The sequence below is a fragment of the Citrobacter sp. MGH 55 genome (assembly GCF_016906145.1).
Classification (GTDB): Bacteria; Pseudomonadota; Gammaproteobacteria; order Enterobacterales; family Enterobacteriaceae; genus Citrobacter_A; species Citrobacter_A amalonaticus.
In genome coordinates this window covers 1509364-1526085 of record NZ_CP070239.1, presented here as the reverse complement: position 1 = coordinate 1526085, position 16722 = coordinate 1509364, and the positions used below count along the sequence as shown (strand labels likewise).

Below are 16722 nucleotides of genomic sequence, written 5' to 3'. Positions count from 1 at the left end.
ATAAGGTATGGATCGCATTATTCAATCCCCTGGTAAGTACATTCAGGGTGCAGATGTCATCACTCGTCTTGGCGAATACCTCAAGCCGTTGGCTGAACGTTGGCTGGTTGTCGGCGACAAATTTGTTCTCGGTTTCGCTCAGGGCGAACTGGAAAAAAGCTTTAAAAACGCAGGACTGGCGCTGGAAGTCGCGCCGTTTGGCGGTGAATGCTCGCAAAACGAGATCGACCGTTTGCGCAGCGTGGCGGAAAATGCGCAGTGTGGCGCGGTGCTCGGCATCGGCGGCGGTAAAACGCTGGATACCGCCAAAGCCCTTGCCCACTTTATGAACCTGCCTGTGGCGATCGCCCCGACCATCGCCTCAACGGATGCGCCCTGCAGCGCGCTTTCCGTTATCTACACCGATGCTGGTGAATTTGACCGTTATCTGCTGCTACCGCACAACCCGCATATGGTTATCGTCGACACCAAAATCGTTGCCGGCGCCCCGGCGCGTCTGTTAGCCGCAGGGATTGGTGATGCGCTGGCCACGTGGTTTGAAGCACGCGCGTGTTCACGCAGCGGCGCGATCACCATGGCGGGCGGCAAATGCACTCAGGCGGCGCTGGCGCTGGCTGAACTGTGCTACAACACGCTGCTCGAAGAGGGTGAAAAAGCAATGCTCGCCGCCGAGCAGCATGTCGTGACCCCGGCGCTTGAGCGCGTGATTGAGGCCAACACCTATCTGAGTGGCGTCGGCTTTGAAAGCGGCGGTCTGGCTGCCGCGCACGCGGTTCACAACGGTCTGACGGCGATCCCGGATGCGCATCACTATTATCACGGTGAAAAAGTGGCCTTTGGTACGCTGACGCAGCTGATTCTGGAAAACGCGCCGGTTGAAGAGATTGAGACCGTTGCCGCACTGTGCCATTCCGTCGGTCTGCCGATTACGCTGGCGCAACTGGATATCAAACAGGATATCCCGGCGAAGATGCGTATTGTGGCAGAAGCCTCCTGCGCGAAAGGCGAAACCATTCACAACATGCCTGGCGGCGCTACGCCGGATCAGGTTTATGCCGCACTGTTGGTTGCCGACCAGTACGGTCAGCGCTATCTGCAAGAGTGGGAATAACACGCTCTACACTCCCGGCCTCGCCGGGAGTGTTTCTTATCTCATTAGGCCTGTTCGACCACCTGCACCTTACGCTTTTTCCGGCTGACAATTGCCAGCGCCATAACGATCAGCACAATTCCCCCACCCTCAACGGGACCGGGGTTTTCACCAAGCAGCCACCAGGAAAACAACACGCTACAGACCGGCACCGCCAGGGTGCTTAAGCTGGCGATACTGGCAGGCAAATTCTTCAGGACAAACAGCCACAAACTCCAGGCCAGCGCCGTCGCCAGAATCGCGCTATATCCCAGCGCCCAGAGGACCACCGGCTGCCAGTCAACTTCCCGCTGCGGCACCAGCCAGGCCACCGCACTCATCACCAGCGCGGCATACAACATCTGCCAGGCCGTTAACGACAGCAAATCGACGCGTGGATGGCGGGTATAAAGACGTTTAGCGACAATGGCGCTCGCTCCCCAGCTGACTCCGGAGAGAATCGCCAGCAGAGCGCTTTTCAACGTTGATAAATTCAGTTGCCACGGTTGCAGCACCAGCAGTAACCCTATTGCGGCAATAGCAATCGCGGCGTATTGCAGGCGTCGCAGTCGCTCACCCAGAAACAGCGCCGCCAGAATGACGACCCAAAACGGCATAGTATAGGTCAGGATAGCGACTTTCCCCGCCCCGCCGCTGACCAGCGCCCACTGACCGAAGCCAATCATCCCGCAGGTCTGCAACAGCGCAATCGCCAGCGTAAACCGAAACGGCGTCGGGCGCAGGCCACGGCCGCGCAAAAGGAGGACGAGGAATAATATGAAGGCTCCGAAGATACAGCGTAATGCAGTGAAGTCGAACGCGCCGATATAGCTCGTGACCTGCTTCATAAAAATCCAGCTATAGCTCCAGATAAGGGTAAGCAAGATAAGACCACCGATTGCCAGTGGATTGCCCTTTCCTGAGACAGACATGATAGATCCAGTAGATTGACGTTTCCTGCGGACACTATACCCCTACAAATACACTTCAGCGACTGCAAGCCGTCGCTGAAGTGGGGTCAGATTACATCAGGGGTGGGCTTACTGCAGGTCGAAACGGTCCAGGTTCATCACTTTCACCCATGCCGCAACAAAGTCCTTCACGAACTTCACGTGCGCATCGCTACCGGCATACACTTCCGCCAGAGCACGCAGCACCGCATGAGAGCCAAAAACCAGGTCCGCACGAGAAGCGGTGTATTTCACTTCACCTGTCTGACGATCGCGACCTTCAAACTGTTCGTTTGACTCATCAACCGGTTTCCATTCGTGACGCATATCCAGCAGGTTGACGAAGAAGTCATTGCTGAGTACACCCGGACGATCGGTAAAGACACCATGTTTACTGCCGTCGTAGTTCGCGCCAAGCACGCGCAGACCACCCACCAGCACGGTCATTTCTGGTGCGGTCAGAGTCAACTGCTGCGCTTTATCGATCAGCAGAGACTCTGTTGTTGCCACGCCAGGTTCACCGCGATAGTTACGGAACCCATCGGCGATCGGTTTGAGGAGCTCAAACATCTCAATATCTGTCTGATCCTGACGCGCATCCACACGACCAGGCGTAAACGGCACATGAATGCTGACACCTGCAGCGCTGGCGGCTTTTTCAACCCCCACGACACCGGCAAGAACAATGATATCGGCCAGCGACGCTTTAGCGAAATCACGCTGGATTTTCTCCAGAACCGGCAACGCACGCGTAGCAATCGCATTGACATCCCAGCCGCGCTGCGGCGCTAATGCCAGACGCGCACCGTTCGCCCCGCCACGTTTATCTCCCCCGCGGAAGGTCGACGCAGACGCCCACGCAACGGACACCAGTTCACCGACAGAGAGACCGGAATCCGCAATGGCAGACTTCAGGCTCAGGATATCTTCTTCCGTTGGATTGAAGGTGGGTTGCGGCAGCGGGTCCTGCCAAATCAGATCTTCTTTTGGCACTTCCGGTCCGATGTAACGCGCTTTCGGCCCCATATCACGGTGGGTCAGTTTGAACCACGCACGGGCGAAGGCTTCGTTAAACGCCTGCGGATCGTTCAGGAAACGACGGGAAATTTTTTCGAATTCCGGATCAAAACGCAGCGTCAGGTCGGTGACCAGCATCGTCGGCTTACGTTTTTTCGACGGGTCGAATGGATCAGGAATGATTTCTGGCGCATCGACTGCTTCAAACTGGATGGCACCAGCCGGACTGCGCGTCTGTACCCACTCATATTTGAACAGGTTCTCGAAGAAGTAGTTGCTCCACTGGGTTGGGGTTTGCGTCCAGACCACTTCCAGCCCGGATGTAATCGCATCCGCGCCCACACCGCTACCAAAATCACTTTTCCAGCCTAAACCCTGGTTTTCGATCGGTGCCACTTCCGGGTCCGGGCCGACGTGCGTCGCCGGGCCTGCGCCGTGGGTTTTCCCTAATGTGTGACCGCCGGCAATCAACGCAACGGTCTCTTCGTCGTTCATCCCCATGTTGCCAAAGGTTGCACGAATCGCTGAAGCCGCCGAAAGCGGTTCACCGCTGGCGTTAGGACCTTCCGGGTTAACATAGATCAGCCCCATCTCGGTGGCGGCTAAAGGACGTTTAGCCAGTTCTTCCGGGTCACGGTGGGCAAGCCACGTTTTCTCATCGCCCCAGTTTACATCCAGATCCGGTTCCCAGACGTCCTCACGACCCGCACCGAAACCAAAGGTACGGAAGCCGGAGTTTTCCAGCGCAACATTACCCGCCAGAATAAACAGGTCGGCCCAGGAAATTTTTTGTCCGTATTTTTGCTTGATTGGCCACAGCAGACGACGCGCCTTGTCCAGACTCACGTTATCCGGCCAGGAGTTCAGGGGAGCAAAACGCTGCTGTCCGCGACCTGCGCCGCCGCGTCCGTCAACGGAACGATAGGTACCAGCCCCGTGCCAGGCCATGCGGATAAACAGACCGGCATACGTTCCCCAGTCAGCAGGCCACCACGGTTGAGATTCGGTGAGAAGCGCTCTGAGATCGCCTTTCAGCGCGGAATAATCTAATTTGCTGAATTCTTTGCGGTAATCGAAATCTTCACCCAGCGGGTTTGAGCGATTGGAATGTTGGTTTAACAAGTCGACGCGGAGCTGGTTAGGCCACCAGTCACGGCTGGTTGTTCCTGCTCCAGCGCTCTGGTCATGGCCGCCCTGATGAAAAGGACATTTTCCGGCGGACGTCGGGTTATGGATATCGTCTGGCGTGCTCATCTATATGCTCCCTTTACAGTGTTTACATTACGATATACACCTACAGAGATAAGATATAGTCGAAAAAATCCACAGATTCGATAGCCGATACCTTTTATATTTTTAGTTACAGAGATGTAGATCAAAATGAGGTGTAATAAAGCCCTCCGGGGAGGGCCGAGGCATTTAGATACCGGGTCTGACACCCAGGGTGTGGCAAATGGCATAACTCATTTCAGCGCGGTTAAGTGTATAGAAATGAAAGTCTTTTACGCCTTCCCGGCTTAAAATTTTCACCATGTCCATGGCGATATTTGCTCCCACCAGCTTACGGGTTTCCGCATCGTCATCGAGGCCATTAAACATCTGTGACATCCACGCCGGAATGCGCACATTGGTCATATCGGCAAACTTCTTCGCCTGCTTAAAGTTCGAGACCGGCAGAATGCCAGGGATGATTTCCACGTCGATACCCGCAGAGACGCAGCGGTCACGAAAACGCAGGTAGCTTTCGACGTCAAAGAAAAATTGGGTAATGGCGCGGTTCGCCCCGGCATCCACTTTACGTTTCAGGTTGAGCAGATCCGCCTGCGCGCTTTTCGCTTCCGGATGCACTTCCGGGTAAGCGGCGACGGAGATATCAAAGTCGGCCACCTCTTTCAGCAGGCTCACCAGGTCGGCAGCATACATATCGGGCTTACCGCTGCCTGCCGGCAAATCGCCACGCAGCGCAACAATGTGTCGGATTCCGTTGTTCCAGTAGTCCTGTGCAATAGTACGCAGTTCATCGCGGGTCGCATCAATACAGGTCAGGTGCGGTGCGGCTTCCAGACCGGTGCGATCTTTAATCCCTTTGATGATGCTGTGCGTACGGTCGCGTTCGCCAGAGTTGGCGCCGTAGGTTACCGAAACAAACTTCGGCTTCAGGCTGCTCAGGCGATCGATGGAATTCCACAGGGTTTGCTCCATTTCACTGGTGCGCGGCGGGAAAAACTCGAACGAAACGTTAATCTGACCCTGGACTTCCGCCAGGCTCTGATTCAGGGCTTCCCGCTGGTTGGCGTGAAAAAAGCTCATACCTTACCTCATCAATCGCTTGTCATTATATGTTGTGTTGTGAACATCTATCCGTTTAGACGTCCAGATGTAAAAATGACGGAAAAGCACGATGACGTCAACTGAAAAATCATCGTTGATGGTGAGGAAAAGTCAGGGAAGATGAAAAAAATTCACGTTAGTGGGCTATACCAGCGGACAGCATCATGCTTTTCAGCCATTGTAAGCGGGCAGCGTTCTCCGGCAACATCGCCAGCCCCGCCTGAATGCTGAGTTCACCCTCGCTCAGTGGTCGAAAAACCACGCCCTGACGCTGAATAGCGGCAAAGGAAGCAGGGAATAAGCTCAGACCATCGCCATGGGCTATTCGCGCCAGCAGAACGTCATGCTCCAGCGGCTCTTCAAGACAGGCAGGAGCGTAACCCACACGCCTAAAGCGTGCCCGCGTAGCGTCAAAGAAGGCCGGATTTCGTTCCCGGCTAAACCAGAACAGCGGCCGGTGATTAAGTGCTTTCAGGGAGAGGGTGTCACTGCCAGCCTCTGACCAAATGGCAGGTAGCGCTGCGATGAGCGGCTCACGCCAGTCGAGCGGCGTGATGGCAAGTCCTGCGGTCTCCAGCGGCAACGCCACCACGGCAGCATCCAGTTTTCCGCGTCGCACCTGACGTATGAGATCGGGCGAGCCCTGGCGCACAAGACGCAGGGTATCAACCCGGGTATTCAGTTGCGTTTCCAGCGCGGCGAAAACGCCCTGCTCAAATGCCGTCGTCAGCCCCAGACGCAACGACTGCACGCCGTCTGGCGCAAGCTGATTCAGGGCCGCATAGGTTTTATCCTGCTGTTCCAGCAGCGGACGCACGATCTCCAGCACGCGCAGCCCCTCATTCGTCAGCGTCAACCCTTTGGTATGACGGACAAACAGCGCCACCCCCAGACGTTCTTCAAGTTGGCGTATATGGCGGCTAAGCGGCGGTTGCGACATAAACAGTCGCAGGGCTGCCCGGCTCATGTTGTTCTCTTCCGCCACCACGGCAAAGTAACGCAGCAGGCGAATATCCAGAGAGTGCAGAAGCGGTGTTGTCATACCGAAAAGGTATCACGGAAACGGTATTATCCAAATCATTCCACCCACCCTATCCTCACGTCATCACTAACAGATGAGGAAGACACTATGCATTCAGAACGCTTTATCACCGGTCAGAACATGCTAAAGCAGGTTGATGGCAAAGGCGGCGATGCCGTCGTCGAGAGCCTGAAGGACATCGCTCCCGACTTCGCTCGCTATCTGATTGAGTTTCCTTTTGGCGACATTTATTCCCGCCCCGGACTGGATTTACGCAGTCGGGAAATCGCCACCGTCGCCGCCTTAACCGCACTGGGCAACGCCGCACCGCAGTTGAAGGTTCACATTGCTGCCGCGCTGCATGTCGGGTTAACGCAGGAGGAGATTATTGAGGTCATGATGCAGATGGCAGTGTATGCCGGTTTCCCGGCGGCGCTGAACGGTCTGTTCGCCGCAAAAGAGGTGTTTGCTGGTCGGTAACACGCCGGACAGGATGCTGAAGCATCTTATCCGGCCTGAATTACGCCCGAACCATCGGCCGGATAAGCGCACTGCGCCATCCGGCAAAAAACTACAGCAGCTGCGCCAGACGGTTAATATCCGACTGAATCGCCCCGGCAGTGACGTCACGCCCGGCACCGGGCCCGCGGATCACTAACGGGTTATCGCGATACCAGCGGCTTTCGATAGCAAAGACGTTATCGCACGGCAGCAGCGCTGCCAGCGGATGCTCCGGGCGAACCGCTTCCACGCCAACACGCGCTTTGCCATTGGCGTCGAAACGCGCCACATAGCGCAGTACCAGCCCCATTTCACGGGCCGCTTCCAGACGCTGCACCATTTGATCGTTCAGCTCATCGCCATTCTCAAAGAAGTGGTCGATTGAGCCTTCTTCACAATGCGCGGGAACCAGCGACTCAACGCGGACCTGATCCGGCTCGATGTCGTAGCCTGCTTCGCGTGCCAGAATCACCAGCTTGCGCATCACATCTTTACCCGACAGGTCAACGCGCGGATCCGGCTCCGTCAGTCCCTGTTGCCAGGCCTGATCCACCAGATCGGTAAACGGCACAGAGCCATCAAACTGCAGGAACAGCCAGGACAGCGTGCCGGAGAAGATCCCGCTGATCGACAGGATGGTGTCGCCGCTGTCGATCAGATCGCGTACGGTGTGGTTGATCGGCAACCCCGCACCCACGGTCGCGTTATACAGCCAGTGGCGCCCGGTCTTATCAAACGCGTCGTGGATCTGGCGATACTTATTGCTGGTGCTTGCACCGGCCAGTTTGTTCGCACTAATCACGTGAAAACCGTGGCTGGCAAAGTCGAGATACTGATCGGCGAGCTGTTCGCTGGCGGTCACATCCAGCACCACCAGATCGTCATACGGATGCGCGCGCATCCACAGGAACAGCGACTCTTCATCCTGTTCAATGGCTTCATCATTGAAGAACGCCAGCGCCCGGCTGGCGTCCAGCCCTTCGTAGTTCAGCAGGCTGCGACGGCTATCCACCACCCCGGCCAGCACAAATTCAAATCCGGTACGCGCCGAGAGCGTGCTCTGCTCGCGGGCAAACAGCTCAAGCCAGCGGGAGCCGATGTTGCCCTTGCCGAAAAGCACAAGGCCGATGCGTTTTTCAGCGCGGAATATGGACTGATGCAGACCCTGAATCAGGCTCTCCGTTGGGCCGGTACGCAGTACGGCCACCAGGCTGATGCCCTCTTCCGACTGCCAGGTAAATTCTACCGGCTGTCCTTTCAACTGTTGCCAGAAACGATGGCAGTGCAGCGGGTTACGGGTGACGCCTGCGCCCACCATCGCCACCAGCGCCAGCCCCTGACGCAATCGCAGTTCACCCGGCAGACCGGCTTCATCGAGGATTCGCAGGGCACTGTCGGCCACTTCCGAGGTATAGCAAAACTGCAGCAGATGACGATCGGTATGGACGCCAACGGCCAGCGGACGCACCTGTGCACGCTTGAGGACCTGATCGATATCTTTATGCGCCTGCTTAAAGTCATGGCTGGCGGGCACCTGAAATTCAATCAGGCAGACGTCATCATGGCTGGTCACGATACGCGCACCGGTCCCGGAAGCTAATACACGCTCAATGCGCGTGGAGCCTTGATCTGGCGTATAACTACAGCGCAACTGAAGATCGATATCGCTGCCAGAAACCGGCTGCAGCGTACGGGCGTGCAGAACCGGTGCCGCCAGACGCGCCAGCTCGCTGGCTTCATCCAGACGCAGCAGCGGCAGCAGGCAGGCATCTTTGACTTTACGCGGGTCTGCGCTGTAAACCCCGGCCACATCACTCCAGATGGTGACGCGAGACACTCCTGCCAGCGCACCGATCTGCGTGGCGGAGTAGTCAGAACCATTACGGCCCAGTAGCACCGTTTCACCCGCATTACTACGACTGATAAAACCGGTCACGACCAGACGTTTCTGCGGATGCTGGATCAGCAGTTGCTGTAATAACGGGTAAGAAAGCCCTTCATCCACCTGCGGTTGCGCAGCGCGCTCAGCGCGTAAGAATTCACGCGCATCCAGCCAGGCCGACTCCATGCCCTGCTGATTGAGCACAGCCGACATCAGACGCGCTGACCATACTTCACCGTGGCCCACGACTTCCGCATAAACGGCGTCATTCACGCCGCTGTCCAGCAGATTGGCCAGACGTTCCAGATCGCTGATAAACAGGCTGGTTAATGCCTCCGCCACGTCGGCGGGAAGCAGGCCGCTAATCAGTTCACATTGATAGCGTCGCAGGGTCTGTTGCACCTGATGCGCAGAGAGGCGATCGGTCTGACTTAATTTCAGCCAACTGATCAGTTGGTTGGTCGTACTGCCCGCAGCGGAAACCACCATCATGTCGTCAGGCTGTGAGTATTCCGCCATGATGCCCGCGACGCGCAGATAACACTTCACGTCAGCCAGACTACTACCACCAAATTTGTGCAGTTGACGACCCTTCGCCCCTGCCTGCGCAATCACACTCATGTTTACCCCTTGTTTGCAGCCCGGAAGCCATTTTCCAGGTCGGCAATTAAATCTTCGCCATCTTCAATACCCGTGGAGATACGCAGCAGCGTCTCGGAGATCCCGGCGGCCGCACGCGCTTCTGGCGCCATGCCAGCATGCGTCATCGTTGCGGCGTGAGAGATTAAGCTTTCCACTCCCCCTAAAGATTCCGCCAGCGTAAACAACGACAGCCCACTCAGGAAACGACGCAGCGTCTGCTCATCGCCATCCAGTTCAAAACTCAACATTGCGCCAAAGCCTTTCTGCTGCCGCGCGGCAATGTCATGCCCCTGATTTTCTGGCAGCGACGGGTGATACAGCTTTTTCACCAGCGGCTGGGTTTGCAGGTAATCGACGATCGCCTGTGCATTACGCTGCGCCACTTCCATGCGCGGCGACAGCGTACGCAGCCCGCGCAGCAGCAGGTAGCTGTCAAACGCGCTGCCGGTCACACCGATATTATTCGCCCACCAGGCCAGTTCAGTGACGATCTCCGGATCTTTGGCTATCACCACGCCCGCCACGACGTCAGAGTGACCATTCAGATATTTCGTGCATGAATGCAACACCAGATCGGCGCCCAATGCCAGCGGATTTTGCAGCGCCGGGCTTAAAAAAGTGTTATCGACAACGCTGACGGCCCCGGCTTCACGTGCCAGTTGACAGATTTTCGCAATATCCACCACGCGTAACAGCGGATTACTCGGACTTTCTACCAGCACCAGTTTAGGTTTTTCTGCCAGCGCGGCCTGCAACGCCTGCTCATCTCCCTGATCGACAAAGCGCACGCAATAGCATCCGCGCTTCGCCAGGCTGTCAAACAGGCGGTAGCTGCCGCCGTAGCAGTCATGTGGCGCAACCAGCAGATCTCCGGGCTTCAGGAACACGGTCGTCACCAGATGAATCGCCGACATACCGGTATTGGTCAGTACCGCACCCGCACCGCCTTCCAGTTCGGCCAGCGCACGCTGAACCACATCGCGCGTCGGGTTGCCGCGGCGGGAGTAGTCATGGGCGCGCGGCTCATTAAAACCGGTAAAATTATAGGTACTGGAAAGGTGAATCGGCGGAACGACGCAACCGTACTGTTCGTCGTCATTTAACCCGCTACGCACTGCGATGGTGGCCTGTTTACGCGTCATGTTAGGGTGTTCCTGAGCTGAGTCGATGAAAAGTCAGGTCCCAGAGTAAACAGGTTCACAATAGACGTCAATACATCTGGACATCTAAACTTCTTTGCGTATAGATTGAGCAAACTGGAAATAGCCGTTAAAATTATCTGCATTAGCGCACAACTACAGGTGCTTAATCCGTGTCACGGTATCGCCTGTACGGTAAACTATGCGGAATTACGGTGAGTAACCATACGAGAAGTGCGGTCTTACCCCATATTAATGACGAAGAGGATTAAGGTATCTCATGGCTGAATGGAGCGGCGAATATATCAGCCCATACGCTGAGCACGGTAAGAAGAGTGAACAAGTAAAGAAAATTACGGTTTCCATTCCTCTGAAGGTGTTAAAAATCCTCACCGATGAACGCACGCGTCGTCAGGTGAACAACCTGCGTCACGCCACCAACAGCGAGCTGCTGTGTGAAGCGTTTCTGCATGCTTTTACCGGACAACCCCTGCCAAACGATGCCGACCTGCGCAAAGAGCGCAGCGACGAAATCCCGGAAGCGGCAAAAGAGATTATGCGTGAACTCGGCATCGACCCGGAGACGTGGGAATATTGATGCAGAAAAGAGCAGAAGCCACGCTTCTGCTTTTTTTCATGGTGATTATCGGTTTGGCTCTCTCGGATCAGGCTGGCTGATGGTACTGCGCCTTCTGCCGGTTTACATAACCAATCGTATTGTTTCCCCACAGCTGTTCGTACGGCATACCAGCCAGCATCTCCACGGTCTGGCGCGCCTGAGGTGTGATCGCGTCCGGGGTAATCCCTCCGGCCTGACGCATTTTCAGTGTCTCTTCGCGCAGTACTTTGTGCGTTTTCAGGTTTAATCGAAAACGCAGTGAAACCAGGAATCCCATGCAGAGCACCGCCACCGTACCGAAACTCAGAATCAGCATGATGGTATGGCTGACACCCGGCACCTGAGTGGCCTGTCCTGAGACAAAACCGGAATACTGCATCACAATGCCGACCAACATTACGGCACCGGCCTGAGACGCTTTGCGAGTCAGGGTCATGATGCCCGCAAATATCCCCTCGCGACGCTGTCCGGTGATGACCTCATCCACATCCGCAATATAGGTATAAATGTTCCACGGGATATAATTGATGCCGCCGCGCCCCAGACCGGCCACCGCGGAAATCAGCAGCAACAGCGCCGAATTGTCGCTCATCCCGCTATAGTACAGTGCGGAGTATGACAGCGCGCCCAGACCAAACAGCAGCACCACCACACGATACGACGGCGCCGGGCCAAAACGGATACACAGCGGGATCATCGCCATCACGGCGATAAACTGCAGGATCGCCATCGTCCCCATGAGATTGGACGCCAGCGTTGGGCTTTGCATCAGCACGAACACCACGTAATAGGTAAACACGGCGTTGAAAACGTCCTGCGCAATATAGCCGCCGAGATACATCCCGAGATGCAGACGAAAAATTCGAATGCGAAACGTTGAGCTCAGCTCAATCACCAGGCGATGCAGACTCTGCCCCAGAGTCAGCTTTTGCGCCTGCACCGCCAGCTCTTCCGCACTACGTTCACGTTCCCAGGTAAAGATCCAGACGAAAGTCAGCACCACGGCACACATAATGGCGAACACCAGGCTGGCGTAAAAGAAGGAGATGGCATTGTCCTTACCAAAATGGTTCAGCAAAATACCGGGTAAAAAAGCCGCCAGGATCGCTGACAGTTGCGCCATCGCGATACGCGCCCCGGAAAACTTCGTTTTCTGCCTGAAGTCGTCGGTCATTTCCGGAACCAGTGTTTCATAAGGCACCAAAATCATGGTGTAGACCACGTCGAACAACAGATAGGCGGCCAGATAATACCAGTAGCTCATTCCCTCCATCCACATCAGGCTATAGGAGAAAACGCAGGGAATACCCAGTAAAATAAAGAACTTCCGTCGACCAAATCGTTTTCCCAACCACGTATTGCCAAAGCTATCCGTCAGATATCCCATCAGCGGACTGACCACCGCATCCAAAATTCTCGCCATCGCAAAAATAAACGTCGCCTCTATTGGTGTTAATCCGCAAAAGGTGGTGAAAAAATATAATAACCATGCCGCAGTCAGCGCGGTTGTCCCTGCGCCAAGACAATCACCTGAGCCATAGGCAAGGTAATTCACAAGACCTATTTTTCGCTTATTCATCTGGATTCCCTGATTATTAAGCATGAAGTACGCGCGGCAAAAAAATACGCTTACCGCACAGGAATATGTCATAGAGAAGAATTTATTAATCAGAAAGTATAACCAATACCAATACGATAACGTGTCTGACGATCGTCGGTTGTCGCTGTATTATAGCCGGAAGAGACGTTACCCACTTCAGCAAAAGGAATCCAGGAACCTATTTTATAGGCAACGCGAAAGTTAAGTTCATAGTCTTCTTTTTTATTATTATATAAATCTTCACTGTCTGCGATTTTATAAATACCGTTCAGTTCAAACATCCAGTCATGAAGGTTATAGCCCAACCAGGCCTCCGGGCGATAAACCATTCGATCATCTCTGCCTTCTGAATTGCGACGAGTATACTCAAAACGATAGCGGAATGCCGTCCACCAGCTATCATTGATATTATATTGCACACGCAAGTACGGCTTATAGATTGCCTGACCTTCATCTGTTTCTATCGCCAGTCCCGGTTGCCAGACAAGGTCTTGCCAGGTGAACTGGTAACTGGCCGTGTACTCGTTACCGTTCGTCTCCATGTTATTAACCGGATGTTTTGGATCCGAATCATCAGAGCGCGAAATCGCTTCTACCGCAACGCCAAATCCACTGGCAAAACGATGGGACATATAAACACGGTCATAATTACGTCCGTCGTCATAATATTCATGACGATAATCTACGTAGCCAGCATGAGCGGCTCCAGATAATATTGGAATAAGTAATAACGCATATCCACGCTTCATAGCAATCCCTCTCAATAGAATACATCAAAAACAATCTGATCTTATCAACATCACAACGATAAAAATGCAATGATGAAAACAAGGATAATTTTATATTACGAAGTGAAGTTTATTTAAGTGGGAAAGTTAAAACCTTTTAAATTTTGCCAGCAAATAAAAATCATGGCAAAAAAAGGAAGATAAGAGAGACAGACATCACCAACAGAAACAATTTATCGATAAATTAAAAACACCATTTCAATTTGCTATGGCGTTATTTATTCAAGACATTAATGATATATATGGAACAGATAAATTTCAGAGACAAAAAAAGCGCCAGACGGCGCTTTTTTTTGACAGCTGAAACTTATTTGCTGCCCGGGATGTTGAAACGCTTGTTGAAGCGGTCAACACGGCCACCGGTTGCAACGTCACGCTGTTTGCCAGTGTAGAACGGGTGGCATTTACCGCACACGTCCAGGTTCAGATCGTGACCAACGGTAGAGCGGATTTTCATGACGTTACCGCAAGAACAGGTAGCAGTAATTTCTTCGTATTTCGGGTGAATATCTTTTTTCATGGGAAACCTCAGTTTAAGGCCGCGTCGCTCTTCCAGCCCTAACGCCAGACACCACGCGATGTTGATAGTATAGTTTGACACAATCAATTTGCATCAAAGGCGGCGAATCATACAGAAATTAGCCCACTCATGCAAACTGATTCGCTCGTCACCCACGACTAATGTGTATACTAACCCGCCAGATTTCAAGTCAGGACGATTTATGCCCGTAGCGCGCGTTGCCTTACCCGTTCCGCTTCCCCGCACCTTTGACTATCTTCTGCCGGAAGGCATGAGCAGCGTCAAGGCAGGATGTCGCGTGCGCGTGCCGTTTGGCAAACAGCAAGAGCGCGTCGGGATCGTGGTTTCGGTCAGCGACAAAAGCGAGCTGCCGCTGAATGAACTGAAAGCGATCGTTGACGTGCTGGATGATGAACCGCTCTTTTCGACCTCTGTCTGGCGTCTGCTGATCTGGGCGGCGGATTATTATCATCATCCCATCGGCGATGTGCTGTTCCACGCTCTGCCTATTCTGTTGCGTCAGGGGAAACCAGCTACCAACGCGCCTATGTGGTACTGGTTTGCCACCGAAGAGGGCCAGGTGGTTGATCTCAATAGCCTGAAGCGTTCCCCCAAACAGCAGCAGGCACTGGCTGCGTTACGGCAGGGGAAAATCTGGCGCGATCAGGTGACTGCTCTCGAATTCAACGATGCCGCGCTTCAGGCGCTGCGTAAAAAAGGCTTGTGCGAACTGGCGAGCGAAACGCCTGGTTTTAGCGACTGGCGCACAAATTACGCGGTCTGCGGCGAACGTCTGCGCCTGAACACCGAACAGGCCACCGCCGTTGGCGCCATTCACAGTGCGTCAGACAGTTTCTCCGCCTGGCTGCTGGCCGGGGTGACGGGCTCAGGTAAAACCGAAGTTTACCTGAGCGTACTGGAAAACGTCCTCGCGCAGGGTAAACAGGCGCTGGTAATGGTGCCGGAAATTGGCCTGACGCCGCAAACCATCGCCCGCTTTCGCGAACGTTTCAACGCGCCGGTGGAAGTGCTGCACTCCGCTCTCAACGACAGCGAACGCCTCTCTGCCTGGCTGAAGGCGAAAAACGGCGAAGCCGCGATCGTTATTGGCACCCGTTCCTCCTTATTTACACCGTTTAAAAATCTTGGCGTGATCGTGATCGATGAAGAACACGACAGTTCCTATAAACAGCAGGAAGGCTGGCGCTACCATGCCCGCGATCTGGCGGTCTGGCGCGCCCATAGTGAACGCATCCCGATTATCCTCGGCTCGGCAACGCCGGCGCTTGAGACGCTTTGCAATGTCAGGCAGAAAAAATACTGCATGCTGCGCCTGACGCGCCGTGCCGGAAACGCACGCCCCGCCACTCAGCATGTACTCGATTTAAAAGGTCAACAGGTGCAGGCAGGCCTGGCACCGGCGTTAATCGCCCGTATGCGCCAGCATTTACAGGCCGATAACCAGGTGATTTTATTCCTCAACCGCCGGGGTTTTGCGCCTGCGTTGCTTTGCCACGACTGCGGCTGGATTGCAGAGTGTCCGCGTTGCGATCACTACTACACCCTGCACCAGGCGCAGCACCACTTGCGCTGCCACCACTGCGACAGTCAGCGCCCGGTGCCGCGTCAGTGCCCCTCCTGCGGCTCCACGCATATGGTGCCGGTCGGGTTAGGCACCGAGCAGCTTGAACAAGCCTTAGCCCCCTTCTTTCCCGGCGTGCCGATTTCCCGCATTGACCGCGACACCACCAGCCGAAAAGGATCGCTTGAGCAACATCTGGCGGAAGTACATCGCGGCGGCGCAAGGATCCTGATCGGCACCCAGATGCTGGCAAAAGGTCACCACTTCCCTGATGTGACGCTGGTTGCGCTGCTGGATGTGGATGGCGCGTTGTTCTCCGCAGACTTCCGCTCGGCGGAGCGCTTTGCCCAACTTTATACTCAGGTGTCCGGACGCGCAGGACGCGCAGGCAAACAGGGGGAAGTGGTTTTGCAGACTCACCATCCGGAACATCCGCTGCTGCAAACTCTGTTGCATAAAGGCTATGATGCATTTGCCGAACAGGCGCTGGCCGAACGCCAAACGATGCAACTGCCGCCGTGGACCAGCCACGTTATCGTACGTGCTGAAGATCATAATAATCAGCAGGCTTCACTGTTTTTGCAGCAGCTGCGTAATCTGATCCAGGCCAGCCCGCTGGCAGATGACAAGCTCTGGGTGTTAGGCCCCGTTCCGGCGCTGGCGCCGAAGCGCGGCGGACGCTATCGCTGGCAGATTTTATTGCAACATCCATCACGAATTCGTTTGCAACATATCGTCAGCGGAACGCTCGCGCTCATCAATACCTTACCGGATTCACGCAAGGTGAAATGGATACTGGATGTCGATCCTATTGAGGGATAACCCCCTCACGATGCGAGGCGGATCGTAAAATTTAACACCCATCACACTTTTTATGAAAATTCTGTAACCGTTTCCATTCGCTATCTGATAAAAATGTTTCCGATGTGAATTTAAACAGGGATTGTGCTGCGCCGGATTTCCCAGGCGAGGAGAAAGAGTGAAACCGAATAAGCAGTGTT

Annotated in this window: 13 protein-coding genes; 4 read left to right on the top strand and 9 right to left on the bottom strand. The window is 54.6% G+C overall.

Annotated features, from left to right (window positions below; genetic code table 11):
• Positions 1–7: 7 nt before the first annotated feature.
• Positions 8–1111, top strand: a complete 1104-nt coding sequence (locus JTI98_RS06205; protein WP_044265214.1) for a glycerol dehydrogenase — start codon at positions 8–10, stop codon at positions 1109–1111.
• Positions 1112–1155: 44 nt separating this feature from the next.
• Here JTI98_RS06205 and JTI98_RS06200 read toward each other — a convergent pair whose 3' ends face one another.
• The 4 genes from JTI98_RS06200 to JTI98_RS06185 form a co-directional block, all read right to left on the bottom strand.
• Complete coding sequence (locus JTI98_RS06200; protein ID WP_216082046.1) at positions 1156–2061, bottom strand: DMT family transporter; 906 nt, start codon at positions 2059–2061, stop codon at positions 1156–1158.
• Positions 2062–2169: 108 nt separating this feature from the next.
• Positions 2170–4350 carry a catalase/peroxidase HPI gene (katG, locus tag JTI98_RS06195; protein ID WP_058587279.1) on the bottom strand — a complete coding sequence of 727 codons (2181 nt, stop codon included), beginning with the start codon at positions 4348–4350 and terminating at the stop codon, positions 2170–2172.
• A gap of 165 nt (positions 4351–4515) precedes the next feature.
• Entirely contained in the window at positions 4516–5406 is an 891-nt protein-coding gene (metF, locus tag JTI98_RS06190) for a methylenetetrahydrofolate reductase (protein ID WP_042998936.1), read from the bottom strand.
• Positions 5407–5563: 157 nt separating this feature from the next.
• Positions 5564–6469 (bottom strand): LysR family transcriptional regulator, encoded by a 906-nt coding sequence (locus JTI98_RS06185; RefSeq protein ID WP_216082045.1) that lies wholly within the window; start codon positions 6467–6469, stop codon positions 5564–5566.
• An 87-nt stretch (positions 6470–6556) separates the two neighbouring features.
• On the opposite strand from JTI98_RS06185, the gene JTI98_RS06180 reads away from it, so the two are divergent.
• Positions 6557–6928 carry a carboxymuconolactone decarboxylase family protein gene (locus tag JTI98_RS06180; RefSeq protein WP_216082044.1) on the top strand — a complete coding sequence of 124 codons (372 nt, stop codon included), beginning with the start codon at positions 6557–6559 and terminating at the stop codon, positions 6926–6928.
• A gap of 91 nt (positions 6929–7019) precedes the next feature.
• On the opposite strand, the gene metL is transcribed toward JTI98_RS06180, so the two are convergent.
• A complete protein-coding gene (metL, locus tag JTI98_RS06175; RefSeq protein WP_042998933.1) occupies positions 7020–9452 on the bottom strand; it encodes a bifunctional aspartate kinase/homoserine dehydrogenase II in 2433 nt (810 codons plus the stop codon).
• Between the two features lie 2 nt (positions 9453–9454).
• The gene (metB, locus tag JTI98_RS06170; RefSeq protein WP_216082043.1) at positions 9455–10615 is read right to left on the bottom strand and encodes a cystathionine gamma-synthase; all 1161 of its coding nucleotides are present in this window, start codon (positions 10613–10615) and stop codon (positions 9455–9457) included.
• A 277-nt stretch (positions 10616–10892) separates the two neighbouring features.
• Between metB and metJ the strand changes: the two genes are divergently transcribed.
• The gene (gene metJ, locus JTI98_RS06165) at positions 10893–11210 is read left to right on the top strand and encodes a met regulon transcriptional regulator MetJ (RefSeq protein ID WP_042325599.1); all 318 of its coding nucleotides are present in this window, start codon (positions 10893–10895) and stop codon (positions 11208–11210) included.
• A gap of 67 nt (positions 11211–11277) precedes the next feature.
• On the opposite strand, the gene JTI98_RS06160 is transcribed toward metJ, so the two are convergent.
• From JTI98_RS06160 to rpmE, 3 genes are all read right to left on the bottom strand, one after another.
• Complete coding sequence (locus JTI98_RS06160) at positions 11278–12810, bottom strand: MFS transporter (protein ID WP_044328859.1); 1533 nt, start codon at positions 12808–12810, stop codon at positions 11278–11280.
• An 89-nt stretch (positions 12811–12899) separates the two neighbouring features.
• The gene (locus tag JTI98_RS06155; RefSeq protein WP_042998930.1) at positions 12900–13580 is read right to left on the bottom strand and encodes an oligogalacturonate-specific porin KdgM family protein; all 681 of its coding nucleotides are present in this window, start codon (positions 13578–13580) and stop codon (positions 12900–12902) included.
• A gap of 346 nt (positions 13581–13926) precedes the next feature.
• Complete coding sequence (gene rpmE, locus JTI98_RS06150; RefSeq protein ID WP_042325590.1) at positions 13927–14139, bottom strand: 50S ribosomal protein L31; 213 nt, start codon at positions 14137–14139, stop codon at positions 13927–13929.
• A gap of 202 nt (positions 14140–14341) precedes the next feature.
• On the opposite strand from rpmE, the gene priA reads away from it, so the two are divergent.
• Positions 14342–16543: a primosomal protein N' gene (gene priA, locus JTI98_RS06145; protein WP_216082042.1), complete on the top strand. Its 2202-nt coding sequence runs from the start codon at positions 14342–14344 to the stop codon at positions 16541–16543.
• The last annotated feature ends 179 nt before the right edge of the window (positions 16544–16722 follow it).

Bases quoted from the DNA above. Each gene is read 5' to 3' on its own strand.
- JTI98_RS06205 (WP_044265214.1), top strand. From the start codon at position 8: ATGGATCGCATTATTCAATCCCCTGGTAAGTACATTCAGGGTGCAGAT.
- JTI98_RS06200 (WP_216082046.1), bottom strand. From the start codon at position 2,061: ATGTCTGTCTCAGGAAAGGGCAATCCACTGGCAATCGGTGGTCTTATC.
- katG (WP_058587279.1), bottom strand. From the start codon at position 4,350: ATGAGCACGCCAGACGATATCCATAACCCGACGTCCGCCGGAAAATGT.
- metF (WP_042998936.1), bottom strand. From the start codon at position 5,406: ATGAGCTTTTTTCACGCCAACCAGCGGGAAGCCCTGAATCAGAGCCTG.
- JTI98_RS06185 (WP_216082045.1), bottom strand. From the start codon at position 6,469: ATGACAACACCGCTTCTGCACTCTCTGGATATTCGCCTGCTGCGTTAC.
- JTI98_RS06180 (WP_216082044.1), top strand. From the start codon at position 6,557: ATGCATTCAGAACGCTTTATCACCGGTCAGAACATGCTAAAGCAGGTT.
- metL (WP_042998933.1), bottom strand. From the start codon at position 9,452: ATGAGTGTGATTGCGCAGGCAGGGGCGAAGGGTCGTCAACTGCACAAA.
- metB (WP_216082043.1), bottom strand. From the start codon at position 10,615: ATGACGCGTAAACAGGCCACCATCGCAGTGCGTAGCGGGTTAAATGAC.
- metJ (WP_042325599.1), top strand. From the start codon at position 10,893: ATGGCTGAATGGAGCGGCGAATATATCAGCCCATACGCTGAGCACGGT.
- JTI98_RS06160 (WP_044328859.1), bottom strand. From the start codon at position 12,810: ATGAATAAGCGAAAAATAGGTCTTGTGAATTACCTTGCCTATGGCTCA.
- JTI98_RS06155 (WP_042998930.1), bottom strand. From the start codon at position 13,580: ATGAAGCGTGGATATGCGTTATTACTTATTCCAATATTATCTGGAGCC.
- rpmE (WP_042325590.1), bottom strand. From the start codon at position 14,139: ATGAAAAAAGATATTCACCCGAAATACGAAGAAATTACTGCTACCTGT.
- priA (WP_216082042.1), top strand. From the start codon at position 14,342: ATGCCCGTAGCGCGCGTTGCCTTACCCGTTCCGCTTCCCCGCACCTTT.